This window comes from Phaeobacter sp. PT47_59 (assembly GCF_028890025.1).
Lineage (GTDB): Bacteria > Pseudomonadota > Alphaproteobacteria > Rhodobacterales > Rhodobacteraceae > Phycobacter.
In genome coordinates this window covers 40,392-60,943 of sequence record NZ_JARCJL010000006.1, presented here as the reverse complement: position 1 = coordinate 60,943, position 20,552 = coordinate 40,392, and the positions used below count along the sequence as shown (strand labels likewise).

At 63.6% G+C, this 20,552-nt stretch carries 16 protein-coding genes; 12 read left to right on the top strand and 4 right to left on the bottom strand.

Annotated features, from left to right (window positions below; genetic code table 11):
* Positions 1-3: 3 nt before the first annotated feature.
* Positions 4-1,512 carry an FAD-binding domain-containing protein gene (locus PXK01_RS07335; RefSeq protein ID WP_274859481.1) on the bottom strand — a complete coding sequence of 503 codons (1,509 nt, stop codon included), beginning with the start codon at positions 1,510-1,512 and terminating at the stop codon, positions 4-6.
* Between the two features lie 139 nt (positions 1,513-1,651).
* On the opposite strand from PXK01_RS07335, the gene pepN reads away from it, so the two are divergent.
* The 3 genes from pepN (at position 1,652) to PXK01_RS07320 (ending at position 6,129) form a co-directional block, all read left to right on the top strand.
* The gene (gene pepN, locus PXK01_RS07330) at positions 1,652-4,216 is read left to right on the top strand and encodes an aminopeptidase N (RefSeq protein WP_274859480.1); all 2,565 of its coding nucleotides are present in this window, start codon (positions 1,652-1,654) and stop codon (positions 4,214-4,216) included.
* The gene (locus PXK01_RS07325; protein ID WP_274859479.1) at positions 4,209-4,673 is read left to right on the top strand and encodes a hypothetical protein; all 465 of its coding nucleotides are present in this window, start codon (positions 4,209-4,211) and stop codon (positions 4,671-4,673) included. Before pepN ends, PXK01_RS07325 begins: the two co-directional genes overlap by 8 nt.
* A 163-nt stretch (positions 4,674-4,836) precedes the next feature.
* The gene (locus PXK01_RS07320; protein ID WP_274859478.1) at positions 4,837-6,129 is read left to right on the top strand and encodes a hypothetical protein; all 1,293 of its coding nucleotides are present in this window, start codon (positions 4,837-4,839) and stop codon (positions 6,127-6,129) included.
* Positions 6,130-6,196: 67 nt separating this feature from the next.
* On the opposite strand, the gene PXK01_RS07315 is transcribed toward PXK01_RS07320, so the two are convergent.
* On the bottom strand, positions 6,197-8,569 hold the full coding sequence (locus PXK01_RS07315; protein WP_274859477.1) for a Tex family protein: 2,373 nt from the start codon (positions 8,567-8,569) through the stop codon (positions 6,197-6,199).
* 180 nt (positions 8,570-8,749) lie between these two features.
* On the opposite strand from PXK01_RS07315, the gene gatB reads away from it, so the two are divergent.
* The 3 genes from gatB to PXK01_RS07300 all read left to right on the top strand — a co-directional run bounded on the left by gatB (position 8,750) and on the right by PXK01_RS07300 (position 12,300).
* Positions 8,750-10,258, top strand: a complete 1,509-nt coding sequence (gene gatB, locus PXK01_RS07310; RefSeq protein WP_274849153.1) for an Asp-tRNA(Asn)/Glu-tRNA(Gln) amidotransferase subunit GatB — start codon at positions 8,750-8,752, stop codon at positions 10,256-10,258.
* 202 nt (positions 10,259-10,460) lie between these two features.
* Complete coding sequence (gene pepT, locus PXK01_RS07305) at positions 10,461-11,699, top strand: peptidase T (protein ID WP_274859476.1); 1,239 nt, start codon at positions 10,461-10,463, stop codon at positions 11,697-11,699.
* 118 nt (positions 11,700-11,817) lie between these two features.
* A complete protein-coding gene (locus PXK01_RS07300) occupies positions 11,818-12,300 on the top strand; it encodes a DUF4177 domain-containing protein (RefSeq protein WP_274859475.1) in 483 nt (160 codons plus the stop codon).
* Between the two features lie 19 nt (positions 12,301-12,319).
* Here PXK01_RS07300 and PXK01_RS07295 read toward each other — a convergent pair whose 3' ends face one another.
* Positions 12,320-12,574, bottom strand: a complete 255-nt coding sequence (locus PXK01_RS07295; protein ID WP_274849156.1) for a BolA family protein — start codon at positions 12,572-12,574, stop codon at positions 12,320-12,322.
* Between the two features lie 106 nt (positions 12,575-12,680).
* On the opposite strand from PXK01_RS07295, the gene PXK01_RS07290 reads away from it, so the two are divergent.
* From PXK01_RS07290 to PXK01_RS07270, 5 genes are all read left to right on the top strand, one after another.
* On the top strand, positions 12,681-13,304 hold the full coding sequence (locus PXK01_RS07290) for a DnaJ domain-containing protein (protein WP_274849157.1): 624 nt from the start codon (positions 12,681-12,683) through the stop codon (positions 13,302-13,304).
* A gap of 228 nt (positions 13,305-13,532) precedes the next feature.
* A complete protein-coding gene (gene cobS, locus PXK01_RS07285) occupies positions 13,533-14,519 on the top strand; it encodes a cobaltochelatase subunit CobS (RefSeq protein WP_274849158.1) in 987 nt (328 codons plus the stop codon).
* Between the two features lie 163 nt (positions 14,520-14,682).
* Positions 14,683-16,560: a cobaltochelatase subunit CobT gene (gene cobT, locus PXK01_RS07280; protein ID WP_274849159.1), complete on the top strand. Its 1,878-nt coding sequence runs from the start codon at positions 14,683-14,685 to the stop codon at positions 16,558-16,560.
* A 344-nt stretch (positions 16,561-16,904) separates the two neighbouring features.
* Positions 16,905-18,698, top strand: coding sequence for an aminopeptidase P family protein (locus PXK01_RS07275; protein ID WP_274859473.1), 1,794 nt, complete (start codon positions 16,905-16,907; stop codon positions 18,696-18,698).
* A gap of 60 nt (positions 18,699-18,758) precedes the next feature.
* Positions 18,759-19,100 (top strand): DUF427 domain-containing protein, encoded by a 342-nt coding sequence (locus PXK01_RS07270; RefSeq protein WP_274849161.1) that lies wholly within the window; start codon positions 18,759-18,761, stop codon positions 19,098-19,100.
* Between the two features lie 240 nt (positions 19,101-19,340).
* Here the strand turns inward: PXK01_RS07270 and PXK01_RS07265 are convergent, their stop codons facing one another.
* Positions 19,341-19,532 carry a hypothetical protein gene (locus tag PXK01_RS07265; protein ID WP_274849162.1) on the bottom strand — a complete coding sequence of 64 codons (192 nt, stop codon included), beginning with the start codon at positions 19,530-19,532 and terminating at the stop codon, positions 19,341-19,343.
* Between the two features lie 92 nt (positions 19,533-19,624).
* Here PXK01_RS07265 and PXK01_RS07260 point away from each other — a divergent pair, with 92 nt between their 5' ends.
* On the top strand, positions 19,625-20,536 hold the full coding sequence (locus PXK01_RS07260) for a LysR family transcriptional regulator (RefSeq protein ID WP_274849163.1): 912 nt from the start codon (positions 19,625-19,627) through the stop codon (positions 20,534-20,536).
* Positions 20,537-20,552 lie beyond the last annotated feature (16 nt).

The window sequence follows — 20,552 nt, the reverse complement described above, 5'->3', positions numbered from 1 at the left end:
GCATCAGAAATCAAAGCTCAACTGATCAGAGGGCTTTTGTCGGGAAGCCCCCCGCCCGCTGCGCCGACTTGGGGATTTGCGGCTGGCGTGTTTCTGAACGATACGATGTGCAACGGTGCGAAACCCCTCGGCCTTGCGCACGGACCAGACCGCATCGCGGGCGGCACGCCCCGCCTCTTTCACATCGACTACAGGCTCCGGATATCTGCACCCGAGGATCCGCCCCGCCCTCTCCCACTTCCAGGGCTCTTGCAGGAACCGGTCTGGAACCCCGGCCAACTCCGGCAGCCAGGCGCGGGTAAAGGCTCCGGTCGGATCCTGGTCCAGCCCCTGTTTCACCGGATTGTAGATGCGGATGGTGTTCATGCCAGTTGTACCCGACTGCATCTGCACCTGGCTCCAATGGATGCCGGGCTCGTAATCCGTGAACATGCGCGCCAGATGCTGCCCGGTGGCGCGCCAATCCAGCCACAGGTGATAGGAGGCCACCGACATCACCATGGCCCGCATGCGAAAGTTGAGCCAGCCCGTCGCTGTCAGGGATCGCATACAGGCATCCACAAGGGGCAGCCCGGTCTCGCCCGCCTGCCATGCCTGCAGACGCGCGGCATCCGGCTGCACGGGGCGCAGCCCCTCATAGGCCGGATGCAGGCAATGGCGCTCGATATCAGGCTGATCCTCCAGTTTCTGCATGAAGTGATCCCGCCAGGCGAGCCGCGCCTGAAAGGACTTGAGCGATCCGGCCCAGCCCCCGTTGCGCCCTTGTGATTGCTGATCGAGCGTCGCCTGCACCGCCTCGCGCACAGAAAGGGTGCCAAAGGCCAGATGCGGCGACAGGCGTGAACAGGCCGCTGCCCCCTCCAGCGGCGATGACATTTCGCGCCGGTAGTGCTGGCCGCGATGTGACAGAAAGCTGGATAGGCGCTCCAGGCCCGCAGTCCGCCCACCGGCCTGAGCACCGCAGATCCCATAAGGCGCCAGCCCCAGATCAGCAGCAGTTGGCAAAGGATCGCCCGCGCTGCAGATCCCCATGAGCCGCTCCGGTGCTGCAATGCGCGTTTGCCGCATATGGGCATCGCGGGCACCCTGCCAGCCGTCGCGCCCGGAAAGGCGGCGCACAACCCCGCATTGGGGGATTTCGATCCAAGCCAAGCCACGCCCACGCGCCCAGGCTGCAACCCGCCGGTCACGGTCATAGGTCCAGCCGTTGCCGGTTTCCTCGTGGCTGACGAGGCGCCGGACCCCATACTGCCCTGCCAGATCATCCAGCACCGCAACCGCATCCCCCACCCGCATCACCAGATCGGCGCCCCGCTGCCGCAACGCCATGCGCAGATCCTTCAGGCACTTGAGAAGGAAATCATACTGTCGGCGGGAGGCATCCGGCTGCTGCCAGAACTCGGGCTCGATAATGAAAAGACAGAGGATCGGATCTCCCAGCGCCACGGCACGCGCCAGCGCCGGATGGTCCTCCAACCGCAGATCGCGCTTGAACCACAGGAGTGTCGACATCTTCGCGGTAACTCCGTCCTTGCCATTGATGCTGATGGCTTGCTGCTCTGGGCTGCATTGCATACGACTATGGGAAAGATACGCGCGCAGGCCCGCAGCGGTTCATTTTCCGCGCGCCACGCATCCACAGGAGAGAGCCATGAAAGACGCCGCCCCCGCCTCTGCCCCGGAAACCTTTTACCTCAAGGACTACACCCCCTTCGGGTTCGAAGTGGTGAGCGTCGAACTGACCTTCAGGCTGGCCCCCAATGCCACGCGGGTGATCAGCAAGATCCGGTTTTCCCCCAAACCCGGCGCGGCGGACCCGACCTTCTTTCTGCATGGCGAAGAGCTGACCCTGATCCGCGCGGCAATCGACGGCACCGAGGTGACGCCAACCCTGACCGATACGGGCCTCACCTGCGATGTGCCGGATACCCCCTTCACCTGGGAGGCAGAGGTCGAGATCGACCCCGAAGGCAATACCGCGCTCGAAGGGCTTTACATGTCGAACGGCATGTATTGCACCCAATGCGAGGCCGAGGGTTTCCGCAAGATCACCTATTACCCGGACCGCCCCGACGTGATGTCCACCTTCAAGGTGCGCATCGAAGGCGACGAGAAGGTGAAACTCTCGAACGGCAACCCTACCGGCAACGGCGCGGGCTGGGCCGAATGGCACGACCCCTGGCCCAAGCCCGCCTACCTGTTCGCGCTGGTGGCCGGGGATCTTGTGAACCATCCTGACAGTTTCACCACCAGATCCGGCAAAGAGGTGGAGCTGAACATCTGGGTGCGCCCCGGCGACGAGGGTAAATGCGCCTTCGGCATGGAGGCGCTGAAGAAATCCATGACCTGGGACGAAGAGGTCTACGGGCGCGAATACGACCTCGATATCTTCAATATCGTCGCCGTCGACGACTTCAACATGGGCGCGATGGAGAACAAGGGTCTCAATATCTTCAACTCCTCCTGCGTACTGGCCTCGCCCGATACCTCCACCGATGCCAATTACGAACGGATCGAGGCGATCATCGCGCATGAGTATTTCCACAACTGGACCGGCAACCGCATCACCTGCCGCGATTGGTTCCAGCTGTGTCTGAAAGAAGGACTGACCGTCTTCCGCGACGCGCAGTTCACCGCTGACATGCGCTCGGCTCCGGTGAAGCGCATCTCGGATGTGATCGATCTGCGCGCGCGCCAGTTCCCCGAGGATGGCGGCCCGCTGGCCCATCCGCCACGCCCGGAACAGTTCCAGGAGATCAACAACTTCTACACCGCCACCGTCTATGAAAAAGGCGCCGAGGTGATCGGCATGCTGAAGCGGCTGGTGGGGGATGACGGCTATTCAAAGGCTCTGGATCTCTATTTTGACCGCCATGACGGGCAGGCCTGCACCATCGAGGACTGGCTCAAGGTGTTCGAGGATGCAACGGGCCGGGATCTCACACAGTTCAAGCTCTGGTACAGCCAGGCGGGCACCCCGCGCCTGAGCGTCGAAGAAAGCTACCAGGACGGCACCTATACGCTGACCTTTGAACAGAAGACCGCCCCGACGCCCGGCCAGCCGGACAAGGCGCCCCGCGTGATCCCCATCGCCGTTGGTCTTCTTGGCCCAAACGGGGACGAGGTTCTGCCCACGCAGGTCCTGGAAATGACGGAAGGCAAGCAGAGCTTCACCTTCGAAGGGCTGGCGGCAAAGCCGGTGCCCTCGATCCTGAGGGAGTTCTCGGCGCCGGTGATCCTGGAGCGCGAGACCACGAACAGTGAACGCGCCTTCCTCTTGGCCCATGACACCGATCCCTTCAACCGCTGGGAGGCGGGCAATGCCCTGGCCCGCGAGGCGCGCATCGCCATGATCCTGGACGGGGCAGCGCCGGATGCGGACTACCTTGACGCGCTGCAGAAGATGTTGCGCGACGATGATCTGGATCCGGCCTTCCGCGCCTTGGTGCTGTCGCCGCCCAGCCAGTCCAACATCGCCCAGGCCCTGCATGAACACGGTCACACCCCCGATCCGCAACAGATCCATGACGCGGCAGAGACCTTTGCCCAGACCCTGGCCGAACAGCTGGCCGACAGCCTGCCCCGGCTTTATGCCGCAACCACCGTCGATGGCCCCTACAGCCCAGACGCGGTCAGCACCGGCAAGCGGGATCTGAACGCCCGGATCCTGTCCCTGCTGACGCGGCTCGACGGCGGGCAACAGGCCGCGCGCCAATATGAGGCCGCAGACAACATGACCCAGCAATACGCAGCGCTATCCTGCCTTCTGAAGGCCGAAAAGGGCGCGGCGCAATCGCAGGCCTTCTATGACCAGTGGAAGGGCGACCGGCTGGTGATGGACAAATGGTTTGCCCTGCAGATCGCGACCGCCGCCCCCGAAGCTGCGGCCCAGATCGCACAGGATCTGACCGGACACGCCCTGTTCACCCTGAAGAACCCCAACCGGTTCCGCGCGGTGATGGGGGCGATGGCGGGCAATCACGCGGGCTTCCACCATGCATCCGGCGCGGGCTACCGCCTTCTGGCAGAGAACCTCATTGCGCTGGACAAGCTGAACCCGCAGACCACCGCCCGCATGTGTGCCGCCTTCCAGACCTGGCGGCGCTACGATGCGGACCGGCAGGCCCTGATCCGGGAGCAACTGCAGCGGATCGCTGGTACAGACGGGCTGAGCCGCGACACCACCGAGATGGTCACGCGCATTCTGGATGCCTGATCGCGCGGGACAGCACAGCGAGGCAGCCGCCCCTCCCTACCGCTTTCGCAGGCAGGGGCGCTCCCTAGCGCTGGCGCTTGCCCTCATGGCCTGGCTCCTGGGCCTGACCGCCCTTGCAGTCCTTGTGCAGGCCAGCCCCTGGCTGGTCGCGCTGCTCGGCCTGCCCACCCTGCCCGGCCTTTATGAGTTGGCAAAGAACCCGCAATCCGGGCTGGACCTGACAGAGGATCAAATCAGCTGGTTCACCGGATCCTCACGCGGGGCGGTGCCGCTGGAGCGTATCGCCCGCCTGCGCCTTGATACGCGGCTGGATTTTTCGGTGCGCGTCACCCTGGTGCTGACGACAGGTGAGAAACTGCGCCTGCCCCATCCCGCCACCCCACCGATCGAGGGCCTGACTGCGGCCTGCGACCTGCGCAAAATCCCCCACGAGAGGTATCATTTTTCGCTTTTTTAATAGCATTTTACAGGATCAGTCCGCGAACTAACCTTTTTTGCTGCGCCTACTCCCAATTCCCCAAATTGGCACCTCCCATTCCTCAGAGACGCCATGTTTGCGCCGCAAATCAGCATCAGGTTGTACCGACACGATGCGCAGCCAAACTCGCAGGATACTAAGAATGCCACGACCCTCCTTTCCGCTTGCGGATGTCCTGTCCCGCCTCTCGGCCGTCTTTGCCAGACCGGGAAAGCAGCGGCAGGATCCCGCCGGATTGCACCCTCTCCAGACCGCAGAACCCACGCCCGGCTGGAGCAGGCCCGAGGATTTCCTGTCGATACCGGTATGTCGCGAAAGCCAAGAGGATGCGCTCTGTTCTACCCTGCAACAGGAGGGTCAGTTCCTGGCCCGTCAGGAGCGCTGGGAAGAGCTGTCGGAGCGGATAGCGACGGCGGATGCGACCCACCGCACCACCCCCGGCGGCATGCCCGAAAGCGAGCTTCTGGCCTATGGCGCCCGTGCCGATGTGCTCAATGCTGTGGAACATGCGCTCAGCGAGGAGAAACCGCATGACCAGCGCCAGCTTGTCGATGGCATCATGGCACTGGAGACGATCCGCAAGGACCACCGGGACGATCCCTATCTGACCGCGTTGATCGCCCTTGCCCATATCGATATCGGCTGGCTCTGGCGCGGTCCGGGGCTGGAAGACGCCGCATCCAAGGCCCACCTGCGCCGATGTGCGGCGCATTTCGAACGGGCCGCCGCACTGCTTTCGATGATCCCGGATGATCGCCGCAGCAGCGCCTTCATCGCCGCCGCCGATTGTGCGCTATTTGCCGCCCGTCGCGAGGATGCGCTGCATGTGGCCGATGCCTATGCACGGCTGATCGACCTTGCGCCCAGGAATCACCGCCCGATGCGCGCCCTTGGCCTGCAGATGCTGCCGCGCTGTTCTGGTTCCTATGAGGCGCTGGAGCTGGAGGCCCGCCGCACCGCTGCGCGCACCGAAGAGATCTGGGGCGCCGGGGGCTACGCCTGGGTCTATTTCGATGCCCTGGCCACCGATCCGGCTGCGGGTGAGGCTGTCGATCCTCGGTTCTTCATCGATGGGCTTCGCGACATTCTGCAGGCCTGCCCCTCTCAGGACATGGCCAATCTGCTGAGCGCCTATTGCGCGGTGGCGATGGGCGGTGCGCATCTGAATGGCGCTACTCCGCGAACGCCGCGTGAAGAGATCGCCAAATCCGCGGAATGGCTGATCCGCGACCACCTGCGCGAGCTGCACCCGCTGGTCTGGGCTCATGCCGGACAGGGGTTCGACAACAACGCCCGCATTTCATCGCTCAAGCGGTTCTCGGCCCTGGGGCAGGCTCAGGCGATGAACTTCATCGCCGAGATCTTCAGGGAAGAGATTGCCCGCGGCCAGAAGATCGCCATCACGCCCGAGGGGCTGCAGATGACCACCGGATAACACAGCAGACATCCGAAAAATGAAAAGGCCGGGACATGCCCGGCCTTTTGTGTCTCAGCGCTCCACCTCAGGACTTCTTGAAGGCATCCATCAGCGCCGCGCCCAGTGCGCCGGGGCTACCGCCATCGGAACGGCCGCCATTTTTCCCCTTGGGGGAGGCCGACATCTTGCCCCGTGTGGGCGGCTTGCCACCGCGCCCTGCCCCCTGTCCGCGCCCATTGCCGCGATCACCGCGTTCGTTTTTACTGTCCCGCGCCGAGGCACCGCCGTCCTTCTTCATGGTCAGACCGATGCGCTTGCGCGGCACATCCACCTCGGTCACGGTGACCTTGACCACCTGCCCCGTCTTCACCACCTCATGCGGATCCTTCACGAAACGGTCCGCCAGCTGGCTCACATGCACCAGCCCGTCCTGATGGACGCCAATGTCCACGAAGGCGCCAAAGGCCGCCACATTGGTCACGGTTCCCTCCAGCACCATGCCCGGTTTCAGATCGGTGATCTCCTCCACCCCATCGGTGAAAGAGGCGGTGACAAAGCTCGGGCGCGGATCACGGCCGGGTTTTTCCAGTTCAGAGAAGATATCGCGCACCGTGGGCAATCCGACGTCGCCGCCGACGAAGTCTTCGGCCCGCAGCCGCTTCAGCGCCTGGCCATCGCCCATGATCTGGCGAATGTCGCGGCCGCAGGCCGAAACGATCTTGCGCGCCACATCGTAGCTTTCGGGGTGCACCGAGGAGGCATCGAGCGGCTCCTTGCCGTCCCGGATGCGCAGGAAGCCCGCGCATTGTTCAAACGCCTTCGGCCCCAGGCGCGCGACTTTCAACAGCTCCTTGCGGGTCGTGAAGGCGCCATTCATGTCCCGATGCGCAACGATCGCCTCGGCCAGACCGGGGCCAAGCCCCGATACATGCGAAAGCAGCGGCGCCGAGGCCATGTTGAGATCGACCCCAACAGCGTTCACCACATCCTCGATCACCGCCTCCAGCGATTTCGACAGTCTGTGCTGGTCCACATCGTGCTGGTACTGGCCAACGCCGATGCTTTTGGGTTCGATCTTCACCAGTTCCGCCAGCGGATCCTGCAGACGCCGCGCGATGGAGACCGCACCGCGCAAGGACACGTCAAGATCCGGAAACTCCCGCGCCGCCAGTTCGGAGGCGGAATAGACCGAGGCGCCGGCTTCGGAGACCACCACCTTGGTCGGCGCCTTGATCTTGGCGGGCAGGTGTTTCAACACCTCGGCCACCATCCGCTCCGTCTCGCGGCTGGCGGTGCCATTGCCGATGGCAATGAGTTCCACGCCATGTTCGGCGATCAGCTTCACGATCGACACCTGCGCGCCGCGCAGATCGTTCTTGGGCTGAAACGGATACAAGGTCTCGGTGGCCACCAATTTCCCGGTTGCATCCACCACTGCCGCCTTGACGCCGGTGCGAATGCCCGGATCCAGCCCGAGGGTCGGTCGCGCACCGGCTGGCGCTGCAAAGAGCAGGTCCTTGAGATTGCGGGCAAAGACCTGGATCGCATCCTCCTGTGCCCGCCCCCGCAGATCGCCCATCAGCTCCAGCATCATGGAAAGCGACAGTTTCACCCGCCACGTCCAGCCTGCTACCTTGCGCAGCCATGTGTCACCCGGCCCTTCGCCGCTGGCCCCAAGCACCGCTGCCACCATGGCCTCGGCCCGCGCCACTCCCTCTTCCGGGTCGGGACCGATATCCAGCGTCAGCACGCCCTCGTTCGATCCCCGCAGCATCGCCAGCGCCCGGTGCGAGCGCACATCGGCCCAACGCTCCCTGTGGTCGAAGTAGTCCGAGAACTTGGCGCCCTCCTGCTCCTTGCCCTCGACCACCTTTGCGGTGAGATAGGCCTCACGCTGCAGGAAGTCCCGCAAACGGCCCAGAAGATCGGCGTCCTCGGTCAGCCGTTCCGTCAGAATGTCGCGCGCGCCGTTGAGGGCATCCTTCACCGTCGGCACCGCCTCGGTCACATAGGTTTCGGCCAGCGCCTCGGGCTCAAGGCGGCGGTCGGCAAGGATGGCCTCCGCCAGTGGTTCAAGCCCGTTTTCGCGCGCGATCATCGCCTTGGTGCGGCGCTTGGGTTTATAGGGCAGATAGATGTCTTCCAGCTGCGCCTTGGTCTCGGCCTTGGCGATCTTGGCTGCCAGATCATCGGTCAGCTTGTCCTGGCTTTTGATCGACTCAAGGATGCTGCCCCGGCGCGCTTCGAGTTCACGCAGGTAAGACAGGCGCTCGTCCAGGGTGCGCAGCTGGGTGTCATCAAGGCCCCCGGTCGCCTCTTTCCGGTAGCGCGCGACAAAGGGCACGGTCGCCCCTTCATCCAACAGCGCGACGGCGGCGCTCACCTGTTTGGCCCCGGCACCGATCTCGGTCGCGATGGTCTGGGCGATGCGGGCGCTGATCTCAGGGGATGTATCCACGGGGGCTGCTCCTTTGTCGTGTCGGAGATCCGTCTTAGCTGCCCGCGCATGCATCGCCAAGAGCATGTTTTGCCGATCCCCCGGGACTGTACCCGCCCCGGCATGCATTGCCCCTTGCCCCGCGCGCGGCGGGAGCCTAGAACACCTGCCAAACATGGACATTTCATACGGCGGAAAAACATGCTCGACCTGACATATGAACTCCCCAAGCCCAAGGTGATCTCGGGCGCCAAGCATGACTGGGAACTGGTCATCGGCATGGAGGTGCATGCCCAGGTCAGCTCCAATGCGAAACTGTTCTCCGGCGCCTCCACCCAGTTCGGCGCCGAGCCGAACTCGAACGTCTCCTTCGTGGATGCGGCGATGCCCGGCATGCTGCCTGTGATCAACGAATACTGCGTCGAACAGGCGGTGCGCACCGGTCTGGGTCTCAAGGCCGATATCAACCTCTGGTCCGCCTTCGACCGCAAGAACTACTTCTATCCTGACCTGCCGCAGGGCTATCAGATCTCCCAGCTCTACCACCCCATCGTGGGCGAAGGCGAAGTGCTGGTGGAACTGGGCGACGGCACCGCGCGCATGGTGCGGATCGAGCGCATCCACATGGAGCAGGACGCGGGCAAATCCATCCACGACATGGACCCGAACATGTCCTTCGTGGACCTCAACCGCACCGGCGTCTGCCTGATGGAGATCGTCTCCCGCCCCGATATCCGTGGCCCCGAAGAGGCCGCCGCCTATATCGCCAAGCTGCGCCAGATCATGCGGTATCTCGGGACCTGCGACGGCAACATGCAGAACGGCAACCTGCGCGCCGATGTGAACGTCTCGATCTGCCTGCCCGGCGCCTATGAGAAATACCAGGAGACCCAGGATTTCTCGCATCTCGGCACCCGCTGCGAGATCAAGAACATGAACTCGATGCGCTTCATCCAGCAAGCGATCGAGGTCGAGGCCCGTCGCCAGATCGCCATCGTCGAAGCGGGCGGCAAGGTCGAGCAGGAAACCCGGCTGTACGATCCGGACAAGGGCGAGACGCGGTCGATGCGCTCCAAAGAAGAAGCGCATGACTACCGCTATTTCCCCGATCCCGACCTCCTGCCACTGGAGATCGAACAGGGTTGGGTGGACAACATCAAGGCCAACCTGCCCGAGCTGCCGGACGAAAAGAAAGCCCGATTTATCGAGGAATTCGGCCTCACCGACTACGACGCCTCGGTGCTGACGGCAGATGTGGAATCGGCCGCCTATTTCGACGAGGTCGCCAAGGGTCGCAACGGCAAGCTGGCCGCCAACTGGGTGATCAACGAGCTGTTCGGCCGCCTGAAGAAAGAAGATCACGAGATCACCGACAGCCCGGTCTCCCCGGCGCAGCTGGGTGGCATCATCGATCTTATTTCCTCGGATGCCATCTCGGGCAAGATCGCCAAGGACCTGTTCGAGATCGTCTACACCGAAGGCGGCGACCCGGCCGAGATCGTCGAGGCGCGCGGCATGAAGCAGGTGACCGACACCGGCGCCATTGAGGCCGCGCTTGACGAGATCATCGCCGCCAACCCCGCGCAGGTGGAAAAGGCCAAGGTGAACCCCAAGCTCGCGGGCTGGTTCGTCGGTCAGGTGATGAAAGCCACCGGCGGCAAGGCCAACCCCAAGGCGGTGAACGAGTTGGTCGCCAAGAAACTGGGCTAGGCCCAAGCAAATCGATTACGAAAGGCGCTCCAACCGGGGCGCCTTTTTTTGTTTGCACACTTACGCCCGGACGATAGGCCGGGCAGCCCCCGCCCGCCGCGCGGCACTGCCGCTCGCTCCATTCGGGTGCAAGCCTGCCCTTGACGCCCCTCGCGCTCTGGCCCAGCGTGGCGGCGAACGCATACCCTCTACGGAGCACGCCATGAAAACCCAATTCGATCAGGCCCTTCAGGACCGGCTCATCCGCTATGCCGCCATCGACAGTCAAAGCGATGAGACTTCGCCCTCCTCCCCCAGCACCGCGATCCAGTTCGACATGCTGAACCTGATGGTGGAAGAGCTGAAGGAGATCGGCGCGAGCGATGTGGAGCTGACTGACTATGGCACCGTGCTCGCCACCGTTCCGGGCACGGCGGAGGGGCCGACGGTGGGCTTCCTTGCCCATGTGGATACCGCGCCGCAGTTCAATGCGGCAGGCGTGAAACCGCGCCTGATCCAGGGCTACAATGGCGGCGACATCACCTTCCCCGACAATCCCGATCTGGTGCTCTCTCCCAAGGAACACCCCTATCTGGCGGGCAAGGAAGGCCACGATCTGATCACCGCCTCGGGCACCACCCTTTTGGGGGCCGATGACAAGGCGGGCATCGCCGTGGTGATGACCCTGGCGCAGCATCTGATCGACAACCCGGAGATCCCGCACGGGCCCATCCGCATCGCCTTCACCCCGGACGAGGAAATCGGCCGCGGCGTTGATCCGCGCCTGCCGCAGGATCTGGGCGTCGATTTTGCCTATACTCTGGATGGCAGCGACGTGGGCGAGATCATCTATGAGAGCTTCTCGGCCGACCGCGCGGTGGTGACGATCAAGGGCGTGTCGATCCATCCCGGCTGGGCAAAGGAGAAACTGGTCAATGCCGCGCATCTGGCCGCGAAGATCGTGCAGACCCTGCCCCAGGCCACGATGACGCCGGAAACCACGGATGAGCGCGAAGGCTTCCTGCATGTGACCGACATGAGTGGCGGCTCCTCCGAGATGGAGATCAAGCTGATCCTGCGCGATTTCGAACGTGACGGGCTGGCCGCCAAGGGCGAATTGCTGCGCAAGGTCTGCGACGCGGTGCAGGCAAGCGAGCCACGCGCCGAAATCACCTGTGAGATCTACCCGCAGTACCGCAACATGCGCTATTGGCTGGAAGAGGACATGACCCCGGTGGATCTGGCGCTTGAGGCCTGCCGCGCCAACGGGATCGAACCGATTTCCGTGCCGATCCGCGGCGGCACCGATGGCTCGCGCCTGACGGAACTGGGCGTGCCGACGCCGAACATATTCTGCGGCATGCAATGCGTGCATGGCCCGCTGGAGTGGGTCTCGGTGCAGGATATGGCAGCGGCCACCAATGTCTGCCTGACCCTGGCGCAGCTGGCAGCCCGGAAATAAGGCACCCGGCTGTAGAGAGAATGTCACGGGCCGCCTCCGGCCCGGCGGCGCATCTTGACCCGGCACATCCTTCAGCTAAACCTCGGGGGCCAGTCCGGCGATCGCCCAGGAGATCACGATGCAAGAGTTCGAATACAAAGTCGTCCCCGCCCCCCACAAGGGTACCAAGGCCAAGGGCGTGAAGACGCCGGAGGATCGCTTTGCCTATTCGATTGAAACCGTGCTGAACCAGATGGCTGCCGAAGGCTGGGAATATCAGCGCGCCGAATTGCTGCCGTCTGATGAACGGACGGGTCTCACCGGATCGACCACCAACTGGCGCAACCTGTTGATCTTTCGCCGCGCCCTGACCGCTGAGCCCCCCGAGGCAGAGGAACTGCCGGAGCAGGCCGTTGAAGAGCCCACACCGCCCCTGACCGCAACGGCGGGCGATCCACATGCGCCCGAAGGCCCAACGCCGGTGCCCGGCCCGGGGGCCACGCAGATGCAGGCCGATGACGGGGTGGAGGAAACCAGCCCCGTCGCAGGCGTAACAACCGCGCTCAAGACCCGAGCCAGCCTGACTGCAACGCGGGACCTACCCGAAGACGAGCGGGACTAAACGCGGGCGAAATGCCCGCCTAACTGCCGATATCCAGCGCCAGCGCGTGGATACGGGGCACGATATCGCCAAGCGCCTTGTGCACCGCGCGGTGCTGCGCCACCCGGTTCATCCCCGCAAACACCTCGGCCCGGATCATCACGTTAAAGTGACTCTCCCCCTGCCCGTCATGGCCTGCATGGCCGATGTGGCTGTCGCTGTCGTCCACCACCTCCAGGCGGCTGGGGTTGAAGGCCTCTTGCAGCCGGATTTCCATTTCACGTCTGATGCTCATTTTCCGCTCACTCTCATAATTTTTTCCCCTCCCCCCTTCTATCTTCCGCCCCTTAGACTAAACTGCTTGCTCCGAGTCGAGCAGAACCGAATTAGAAGGTGCGCCCATGAGCAAATCAGATCCCTTTGGTTTCGATATGTCCGTCCGCTCCGCGAAAAAGAAGAACCCACGCGGGCGTCGGGCCGTATCGGGAGCCCAGGAAACATCGGTGCGCACCTGCGCCAAGGAAGGCTGCGAGGAGCCGGGCAAGTTCCGCGCACCCAAAGCCCCCGACGTGCTGGACGACTATGTCTGGTTCTGCCAGGAGCACGTGCGCGAATACAATCAGAAATGGAACTTCTTCCAGGGCACCACAGAGGCCGAGCTGAACGCCCAGGCCTCCAAGGATAAGGTCTGGGAACGCCAGACCCGTCCCATGGGCGATCCCGAGGCGCGCGCCTGGGCCCGTTTGGGCATCGAGGATCCGCATCAGGTGCTCGGCGCCAATGCGACGCGCAACCCCGGCAAGAACGCCAAGGCGGGCCGCCGCCTGCCCGCCACCGAACGCCGCGCGATCGAAATCCTGGAGGCCAAGGACGATTGGTCCAAGGCCGAAATCCGCAAGGCCTACAAGAAGCTGATCAAGGTGCTACACCCCGATATGAACGGCGGCGACCGCAGCCAGGAGGAACAGCTGCAAGAGGTGGTCTGGGCCTGGGATCAGATCAAGGACAGCCGCAGCTTCAAGTAACGCCCGCTGAAGACAACAGCTGACCTTGCGCCGGGCGTCCCTTTCCCATGGGGCGCCTTTTCCTTTTCCCGCGCAATGAGGCCAGTTTCAGATCACTTTCAGACCAAACACCGCGTCATATGGTTTCACGGCCACCTTTCGCTTGCCCTCACCCGTCAGATAAGGCACCAATCCCCCGGATTACGCCCCCCATCGATGCCGGGGGCACAGAGATAAGGATCGACTGCGATGAGCGACGGCATGTTGGATATGAATGCGAAACCGACCGATACTCTTTCGGTCCGCGATGTTTTCGGGATCGACACCGACATGACCGTAAAGGGCTTTGTCGACGGCTCTGACCGGGTGCCCGCGCTGGATCCCACCTACAAGTTCGACCCCGACACCACGCTGGCCATCCTGGCAGGCTTCAGCCACAACCGCCGCGTGATGATCCAAGGTTATCACGGCACCGGGAAATCCACCCATATCGAACAGGTCGCCGCACGTCTGAACTGGCCGTCGGTGCGGGTAAACCTCGACAGCCACATCTCGAGGATCGACCTGATCGGCAAGGACGCGATCAAGCTGCGCGACGGCAAGCAGGTCACCGAATTCCACGAAGGCATCCTGCCCTGGGCGCTGCGCAACCCGGTTGCCATCGTCTTTGACGAATACGATGCCGGCCGCGCTGACGTGATGTTCGTGATCCAGCGAGTGCTGGAGCATGACGGCAAGCTGACCCTGCTGGATCAGAACGAGATCATCACCCCGAACCCCTTCTTCCGCCTGTTTGCCACCGCAAACACCGTGGGTCTGGGCGACACCACCGGCCTCTACCACGGCACCCAGCAGATCAACCAGGCCCAGATGGACCGCTGGTCGCTGGTCGCCACGCTGAACTACCTCAGCCACGATGCGGAAACCGCCATCGTGCTGTCCAAGGCGCCCCATTACAACACCGACAAGGGCCGCAAACAGGTCAGCCAGATGGTCACCGTCGCGGATCTGACCCGCACCGCCTTCATGAACGGCGATCTCTCCACCGTGATGAGCCCCCGGACCGTGATCAACTGGGCCCAGAACGCCGAGATCTTCCGCGATGTGGGCTATGCCTTCCGTCTGTCGTTCCTCAACAAATGCGACGAGTTGGAGCGCCAGACCGTGGCCGAGTTCTACCAGCGTTGCTTTGACGAGGAACTGCCGGAAAGCGCCGCGAACGTGAGCCTCGGCTAACGCGAAAAGACCCGCCTGGTCGCAAGGCCGGGCCGTGCCCGACCGCCCCCATGGGCGGGCACTTCGTTTCCGCCCGCGGTCAGGCACCGCCCTTTGCACCAGAAGTGAAGACTGGACATCGGTGGCGCCTGGCGAAATGATCGGACCAAGGACCGCCTGCGCCATGACCAAACAAAACGACAACCCCGCCGATCCGTTCAAGAAAGCCCTGGCCGAAGCGACCAAGGTGATGGCCGACGACGCAGAACTGTCGGTCAGCTATTCGGTTGACCCCGCCGGGTTGTCGGGCGATTCCATGCGCCTGCCGCAGGTGTCGCGCCGGATGACCCGCGAGGAAGTGCTCTTGGCGCGTGGCACGGCGGACGCATTGGCGCTGCGGCACAAGTTCCACGACACTGGCGTGCACGCGAAATACGCGCCGCAGGGCGAGATGGCCCGCGACATCTACGAGGCGATGGAAACCGCCCGCTGCGAGGCAATGGGCGCGCGCCACATGCCCGGCACCGCCTCCAACATCGACGTGAAGATCCGCAATGAGGCAATCCGGCGCGGCTATGACCAGATGAAATCCTCCTCCGAGGCGCCGTTGGCCGCTGCGGCCGGTTACCTGGTGCGCCAGATGGCCACCGGCCGCCCCCTGCCCGAAGGCGCCTCCAACGTGGCCGAGCTGTGGCGCGGCTTCATCGAGGCCGAGGCGGGAGAGACGCTGGAAAACCTCGACGAGAAGATCGCCGACCAGGCGGAATTCGCCCGTTTTGCCCGCCAGATCATCACCGACCTTGGCTATGGCGATCAGCTGGGCGACGACCCCGATCAGCTGGATGACGATCAGGACGACCAGGCCGAGGATAACGCCGAAGAGCAGCCCGACCCCGACAGCACCGGCGAGGATGACTCGGATGACGAGCAGGCCGATGCCGATGCGGAACAGGCCCAGGAACAGCAGCAGGACGAAAGCCAGGCCCAGGTCTCGATGGACGAGATGGCCGAGGATGAGCTGACCGAAGAGACCGAGATGCCCGATGGCGAGGCGCCGTTGGATCCGCCCCCGCCGCCGCCCGTTTCCGAGGCCGACCCCGACTACAAGGTGTTCCTTGACACCCATGACGAGGAGATCGCGGCCGAGGATCTGGCCGAGCCCGCCGAGCTGGAGCGCCTGCGCGCCTATCTCGATCAGCAGCTGGAACCGCTGAAAGGCGCCGTATCGCGCCTGGCGAACAAGCTGCAGCGCCGCCTGCAGGCGCAGCAGAACCGCTCCTGGGAGTTCGACCTTGAAGAGGGCATCCTGGATGCAGGCCGCCTGGCGCGGGTTGTCGCCAACCCGACGACCCCCCTGTCGTTCAAGCGCGAGAAGGACACCGAGTTCCGCGACACCGTGGTAACGCTGCTCTTGGACAACTCCGGCTCGATGCGCGGGCGTCCGATCTCGATCGCGGCGATCTGCGCCGATGTTCTGGCGCGCACCCTGGAACGCTGCAACGTGAAGGTGGAAATCCTCGGCTTCACCACCCGCGCCTGGAAGGGCGGTCAGGCGCGCGAGGCCTGGCTGAACGAGGGCCGCCCGCAGCAGCCCGGGCGCCTGAACGACCTGCGCCACATCATCTACAAGGGCGCCGATGCGCCCTGGCGCCGGGTGCGTCCGAACCTTGGCCTGATGATGAAAGAGGGGCTCTTGAAGGAAAACATCGACGGCGAGGCGCTGGAGTGGGCGCACCGTCGCATGGTGAGCCGCCCCGAGGCGCGCAAGATCCTGATGGTGATCTCGGACGGGGCGCCGGTGGATGACTCGACCCTGTCGGTGAACCCGGCGAACTACCTCGAGAAACACCTACGCGACGTGATCGCCATGGTGGAGAAACGCAAGCAGGTGGAGCTTCTGGCCATCGGTATCGGCCATGATGTGACGCGCTACTATGACCGGGCGGTGACCATTACGGATGTGGAGCAGCTGGCCGGCGCGATGACCGAACAGCTGGCCGCACTGTTTGACAGCGACCCGCGCGCCCGCGCCCGTGTGATGGGGATCAAGCGCGCCAGTTGATCCGTGCAGGAAACTCCTGATTCCTGACCCGATGGCGGGGTGCTCCCGCGCCTTTCGGCTGCATCAATAGATGCCGCCAACAGCCTTGGGCATAGCGCGCCTTCGGCGCGGCCATGAATGCGGCCTCCGTATCGCGCCCGCCGCGCCTCTGGCGCGGCGCCCGGCCCAACGGGCAGAAAGGTATCTCCTGATGCCTTGATGCCGGGCGGGAGCCTCCCCTTTCCCATCAAGGACGGCGGGCTTGCCTGGGCGCCCGGGATTTGAAACAACATCGCCAAGGACATCCGCCGCAGCATTGTCTCTTGCGCCAGTTCACGGGCCTGCCGACAGAAGGAGATTTCAGCATGTACCAGTCTTTCGATGTGACGGCTCGCCCGGATCAAGGCCCCCCGCGACTGGCGGCGCTGCGCGGCGAGATGCAACAGGCCGGGCTGGACGGTTTTCTGATCCCCCGCGCCGATGCCCATCAGGGCGAATATGTGGCCGCGCGGGATGAACGGCTGTCCTGGCTGACCGGCTTCACCGGCTCGGCCGGCTTCTGTGCCGTGCTGGGCCAAATCGCTGGTGTTTTCATCGACGGACGCTACCGGACGCAGGTCAAGCATCAGGTCGCCCTGGACGCCTTCACGCCCGTGCCCTGGCCCGAGGTACAGCTGCATGACTGGCTGAAGGAGCAGCTCCCCGATGGGGGGAAGGTCGGGTTTGATCCCTGGCTGCACGCGGCCGGTCAGATCACCACCCTGCGCCACAGGTTGGACGGCACCGGTATCAGCCTAGAGCCCTGCGATAATCTGGTGGACCGCATCTGGGAGGATCAGCCTGCGGCCCCGATGAACCCGGTCACCGCCCACCCCGAGATCTACGCAGGCGAAAGCGCGGCCGATAAATGTGCGCGCCTGGCGGCGGATTTGCGCAATGCGGACCAGGAAGCTGCCCTGATCACCCTGCCAGACAGCATCATGTGGCTGCTGAACATTCGCGGTTCCGACATCCCCCGCAACCCCGTCGCCCATGGGTTTGCCATCCTGCACAACGACGCCCGCGTCGATCTCTTCATGGCAGAGGGCAAGCTGCAGCACCTGCCGGAGCATCTGGGAGACAGGGTGACGGTCCACGCGCCTGAGCGTTTTCTGGAGGCGGTCGCGGCCCTCAATGGCACGGTGGCGGCGGATCCGGACACGCTGCCCCAGATCGTGGCCGACCAACTGGGCGAGCGTCTCAGCCCGACGGGCGATCCTTGTGTTCTGCCAAAGGCCAGAAAGACCAAAGCCGAGATCGAAGGCAGCGCCGCCGCCCATCTGCGTGATGGCGCCGCCGTGGTGGAGCTGCTGGCCTGGCTGGATGCGCAAGACCCTGGCACCGTTACCGAAATCGATGTGGTCAAACAGCTGGAAGAGCTGCGCCGTCGCGACGACCGCCTGCGCGACATCAGCTTCGATACCATCGCGGGCACCGGGGCCAATGGCGCGGTGATCCACTACCGGGTCACGGAGGAGACCGACACGCTCTTGCAGGACGGCGATCTTCTGGTGCTGGACAGCGGCGGGCAATATCTGGACGGCACCACCGACATCACCCGAACCATCGCCATCGGCACGCCCGGAGAGGACGAGCGCGCTGCCTTTACCCGCGTGTTGCAGGGCATGATCGCCATCTCGCGGCTGCGCTGGCCCAAAGGCCTTGCGGGCCGCGATATCGAGGCCATCGGCCGGATGCCCCTGTGGCTGGCCGGGCAGGATTTCAACCACGGTCTGGGTCATGGGGTTGGCGCCTATCTGAGCGTCCACGAGGGGCCGCAACGGCTCAGCCGGGTGTCTTCGGTGCCCTTGCAGGAGGGCATGATCCTGTCGAATGAACCGGGCTACTACCGCGAGGGTGCCTTTGGCATCCGCATCGAGAACCTGATCGTTGCACAGAAGGCCCCCGACCTGCCAGGCGCCGATGCAGAGCGGGAAATGCTGATCTGGCGCACGTTAACCTTTGTGCCTATTGACCGGCGGCTGATTGACGCAGATATGCTATCGGGTGAGGAACGTGATTGGCTGAACGCCTATCATGACGAGGTTACCCGGAAAATCCGCCCTCTGATCAGCCCGGCCGCTCAGGCCTGGCTGGAGGATGCGACGGCGACAATCTGATACCTGATTGTTACAAAGCCCGGGCAAGACATGCGCAGAAATGACGAGATGGGGGACACTATGAGCAATATCCGAATTCGCAATGCAGAAGGAACCTGGGTGGTGCGCTCGGGCGGGGCCGTTCTGGGGGAAACCAGCCGCGCCCTGGAACTGAGCGAAGAGGGATACCCTCCGGTGATCTACTTCCCGCGCGAAGACATCGCCATGGCCTTCCTCGACCCGGGCAGCAAGACAAGCCATTGCCCCCACAAGGGCGATGCCTCCTATTACTCCATCGTCAATAAATCCTCGGTCACCGAAAACGCCGCCTGGAGCTATGAAGCCCCCAACGAGGCGGTGGCGGCGATCAAGGGCTATCTGGCCTTCTACCCCAGCGAGACGGTCAAGATCGAACAGATCTGAGGGGAAAAGCCGACGGGAGGGGCAGTCAACCGGCGCTGACCGGTTCTGTCTGTTCCGTCAAGGCGCCCAAATCAGGCGCGTCGTGATCAGGGTCATCGTGGTCAGGCGCGTGGTGAAGTGGCTGGCCAATTGCGCGTGCTCACCCGCCCCAAGCCTGGCAGAGCTCAGCCCGCAGCAACCAAACAGGCACAGCGAAAGAAAGCGCAGCCCGCGCGCCTTTTTACATAATCAGAGCGTGGTCTACAGAAGAACAGATCGGCTCAGATGCCGTCTTGCCTGTTCCAACCCCTCACCAGAGACAAGATCGTTTGCCTCCTTGGCGCAGTCTATCGCATAGTTGACCAAAGCCTGTAGGGCTGCCTGTTCCTTGTCCTGCTCGCTCAATTTGTTTTGTGCTTCAACCTCTTGCGGGTCGAATTCATAAGTACGCATATTTTCCCTTCCGCACCTAAGTAACCCCCGTTACTGTCTTCCATAGTTCACAAGCGGGTTACTCAAATCAAGCGAAAGAAAAAGATTAATACATGCGTGACGTAGATGCATCGCAGATCAGCGGCAGACTTCTGAGGGTCTTCATCACCGTTTACGATGAGATGTCGGTGAGCAAGGCGGCCGAACGGCTGGAAACCAGCCAGTCCACCGTCAGCCACACTCTGGAGAAACTGCGCAGCATCATCGGGGACAAGCTGTTCCTGCCCTCGGGGCGCGGCATCGTTCCCAGTGCCCGCGCCGAACGGCTGGCCCCCAAGGTCAGGCGCCTCTTGGCCCAGATGGATGCGCTGCTGGACACCGGGGATTACGCGCCGCTGGAGGATCCCGAACCCTTTGTCATCGCAACCAACGGCGGCATCCTGGTGCCGCAGGTGGACAAGATCTGCAACGCCATTTGGCAGGACCTCCCGGCCAAGCGCATGGTGTTTCGCGAATTGGGATCACGCGGCAATGCCGAACACCTGCTGGACAGCGGCGAAGCCGATTTCGTGATCACCCCCCGGCCCGCAAGCTATCCTGCCTCGCTGCGCCATGCCTATCTGTTCTCTGACGCGTTCCGGGTCTTCTACGATCCTCAGATCCGCCGCCCCATCCGCAATGTCCTTGAATACAGCGGCGCCCATCATGCGACCCTGGATTTCGGGGGCACCGCCAAAAGCATTGTCCAATGCGCCCTGGACGACCAGGACCTGTCGCGCACAGTGACTGTCAGCGTTCCCAATGTCTGGGCCCTTGCCGAGGTCATTCGCGGATCCGATATGATTGCCACCCTGCCCGCGATACTGAAGGCTTCTGCCTTTCGTGGACTGGCACATTGCGACCTGCCGCTGAATATCCCTGCTGCGAATTTCGATCTTGTCTGGCACAAGCGGTTTGACGATTCCTCCCGCCTGCACTGGCTCCGCGACAAGCTGATCTCGCTGCTGGCGGAAACCGGTGGCTGACAGCGGCGCGGCTCCG

Excerpts from the sequence above, each read along its gene's own strand:
- PXK01_RS07335 (WP_274859481.1), bottom strand. The coding sequence starts at position 1,512 with ATGTCGACACTCCTGTGGTTCAAGCGCGATCTGCGGTTGGAGGACCAT.
- cobS (WP_274849158.1), top strand. The coding sequence starts at position 13,533 with ATGAGCGACGGCATGTTGGATATGAATGCGAAACCGACCGATACTCTT.
- PXK01_RS07270 (WP_274849161.1), top strand. The coding sequence starts at position 18,759 with ATGAGCAATATCCGAATTCGCAATGCAGAAGGAACCTGGGTGGTGCGC.
- PXK01_RS07295 (WP_274849156.1), bottom strand. The coding sequence starts at position 12,574 with ATGAGCATCAGACGTGAAATGGAAATCCGGCTGCAAGAGGCCTTCAAC.
- PXK01_RS07300 (WP_274859475.1), top strand. The coding sequence starts at position 11,818 with ATGCAAGAGTTCGAATACAAAGTCGTCCCCGCCCCCCACAAGGGTACC.
- pepN (WP_274859480.1), top strand. The coding sequence starts at position 1,652 with ATGAAAGACGCCGCCCCCGCCTCTGCCCCGGAAACCTTTTACCTCAAG.
- PXK01_RS07325 (WP_274859479.1), top strand. The coding sequence starts at position 4,209 with ATGCCTGATCGCGCGGGACAGCACAGCGAGGCAGCCGCCCCTCCCTAC.
- PXK01_RS07265 (WP_274849162.1), bottom strand. The coding sequence starts at position 19,532 with ATGCGTACTTATGAATTCGACCCGCAAGAGGTTGAAGCACAAAACAAA.
- PXK01_RS07290 (WP_274849157.1), top strand. The coding sequence starts at position 12,681 with ATGAGCAAATCAGATCCCTTTGGTTTCGATATGTCCGTCCGCTCCGCG.
- gatB (WP_274849153.1), top strand. The coding sequence starts at position 8,750 with ATGCTCGACCTGACATATGAACTCCCCAAGCCCAAGGTGATCTCGGGC.
- PXK01_RS07320 (WP_274859478.1), top strand. The coding sequence starts at position 4,837 with ATGCCACGACCCTCCTTTCCGCTTGCGGATGTCCTGTCCCGCCTCTCG.
- PXK01_RS07260 (WP_274849163.1), top strand. The coding sequence starts at position 19,625 with ATGCGTGACGTAGATGCATCGCAGATCAGCGGCAGACTTCTGAGGGTC.
- cobT (WP_274849159.1), top strand. The coding sequence starts at position 14,683 with ATGACCAAACAAAACGACAACCCCGCCGATCCGTTCAAGAAAGCCCTG.
- PXK01_RS07275 (WP_274859473.1), top strand. The coding sequence starts at position 16,905 with ATGTACCAGTCTTTCGATGTGACGGCTCGCCCGGATCAAGGCCCCCCG.
- pepT (WP_274859476.1), top strand. The coding sequence starts at position 10,461 with ATGAAAACCCAATTCGATCAGGCCCTTCAGGACCGGCTCATCCGCTAT.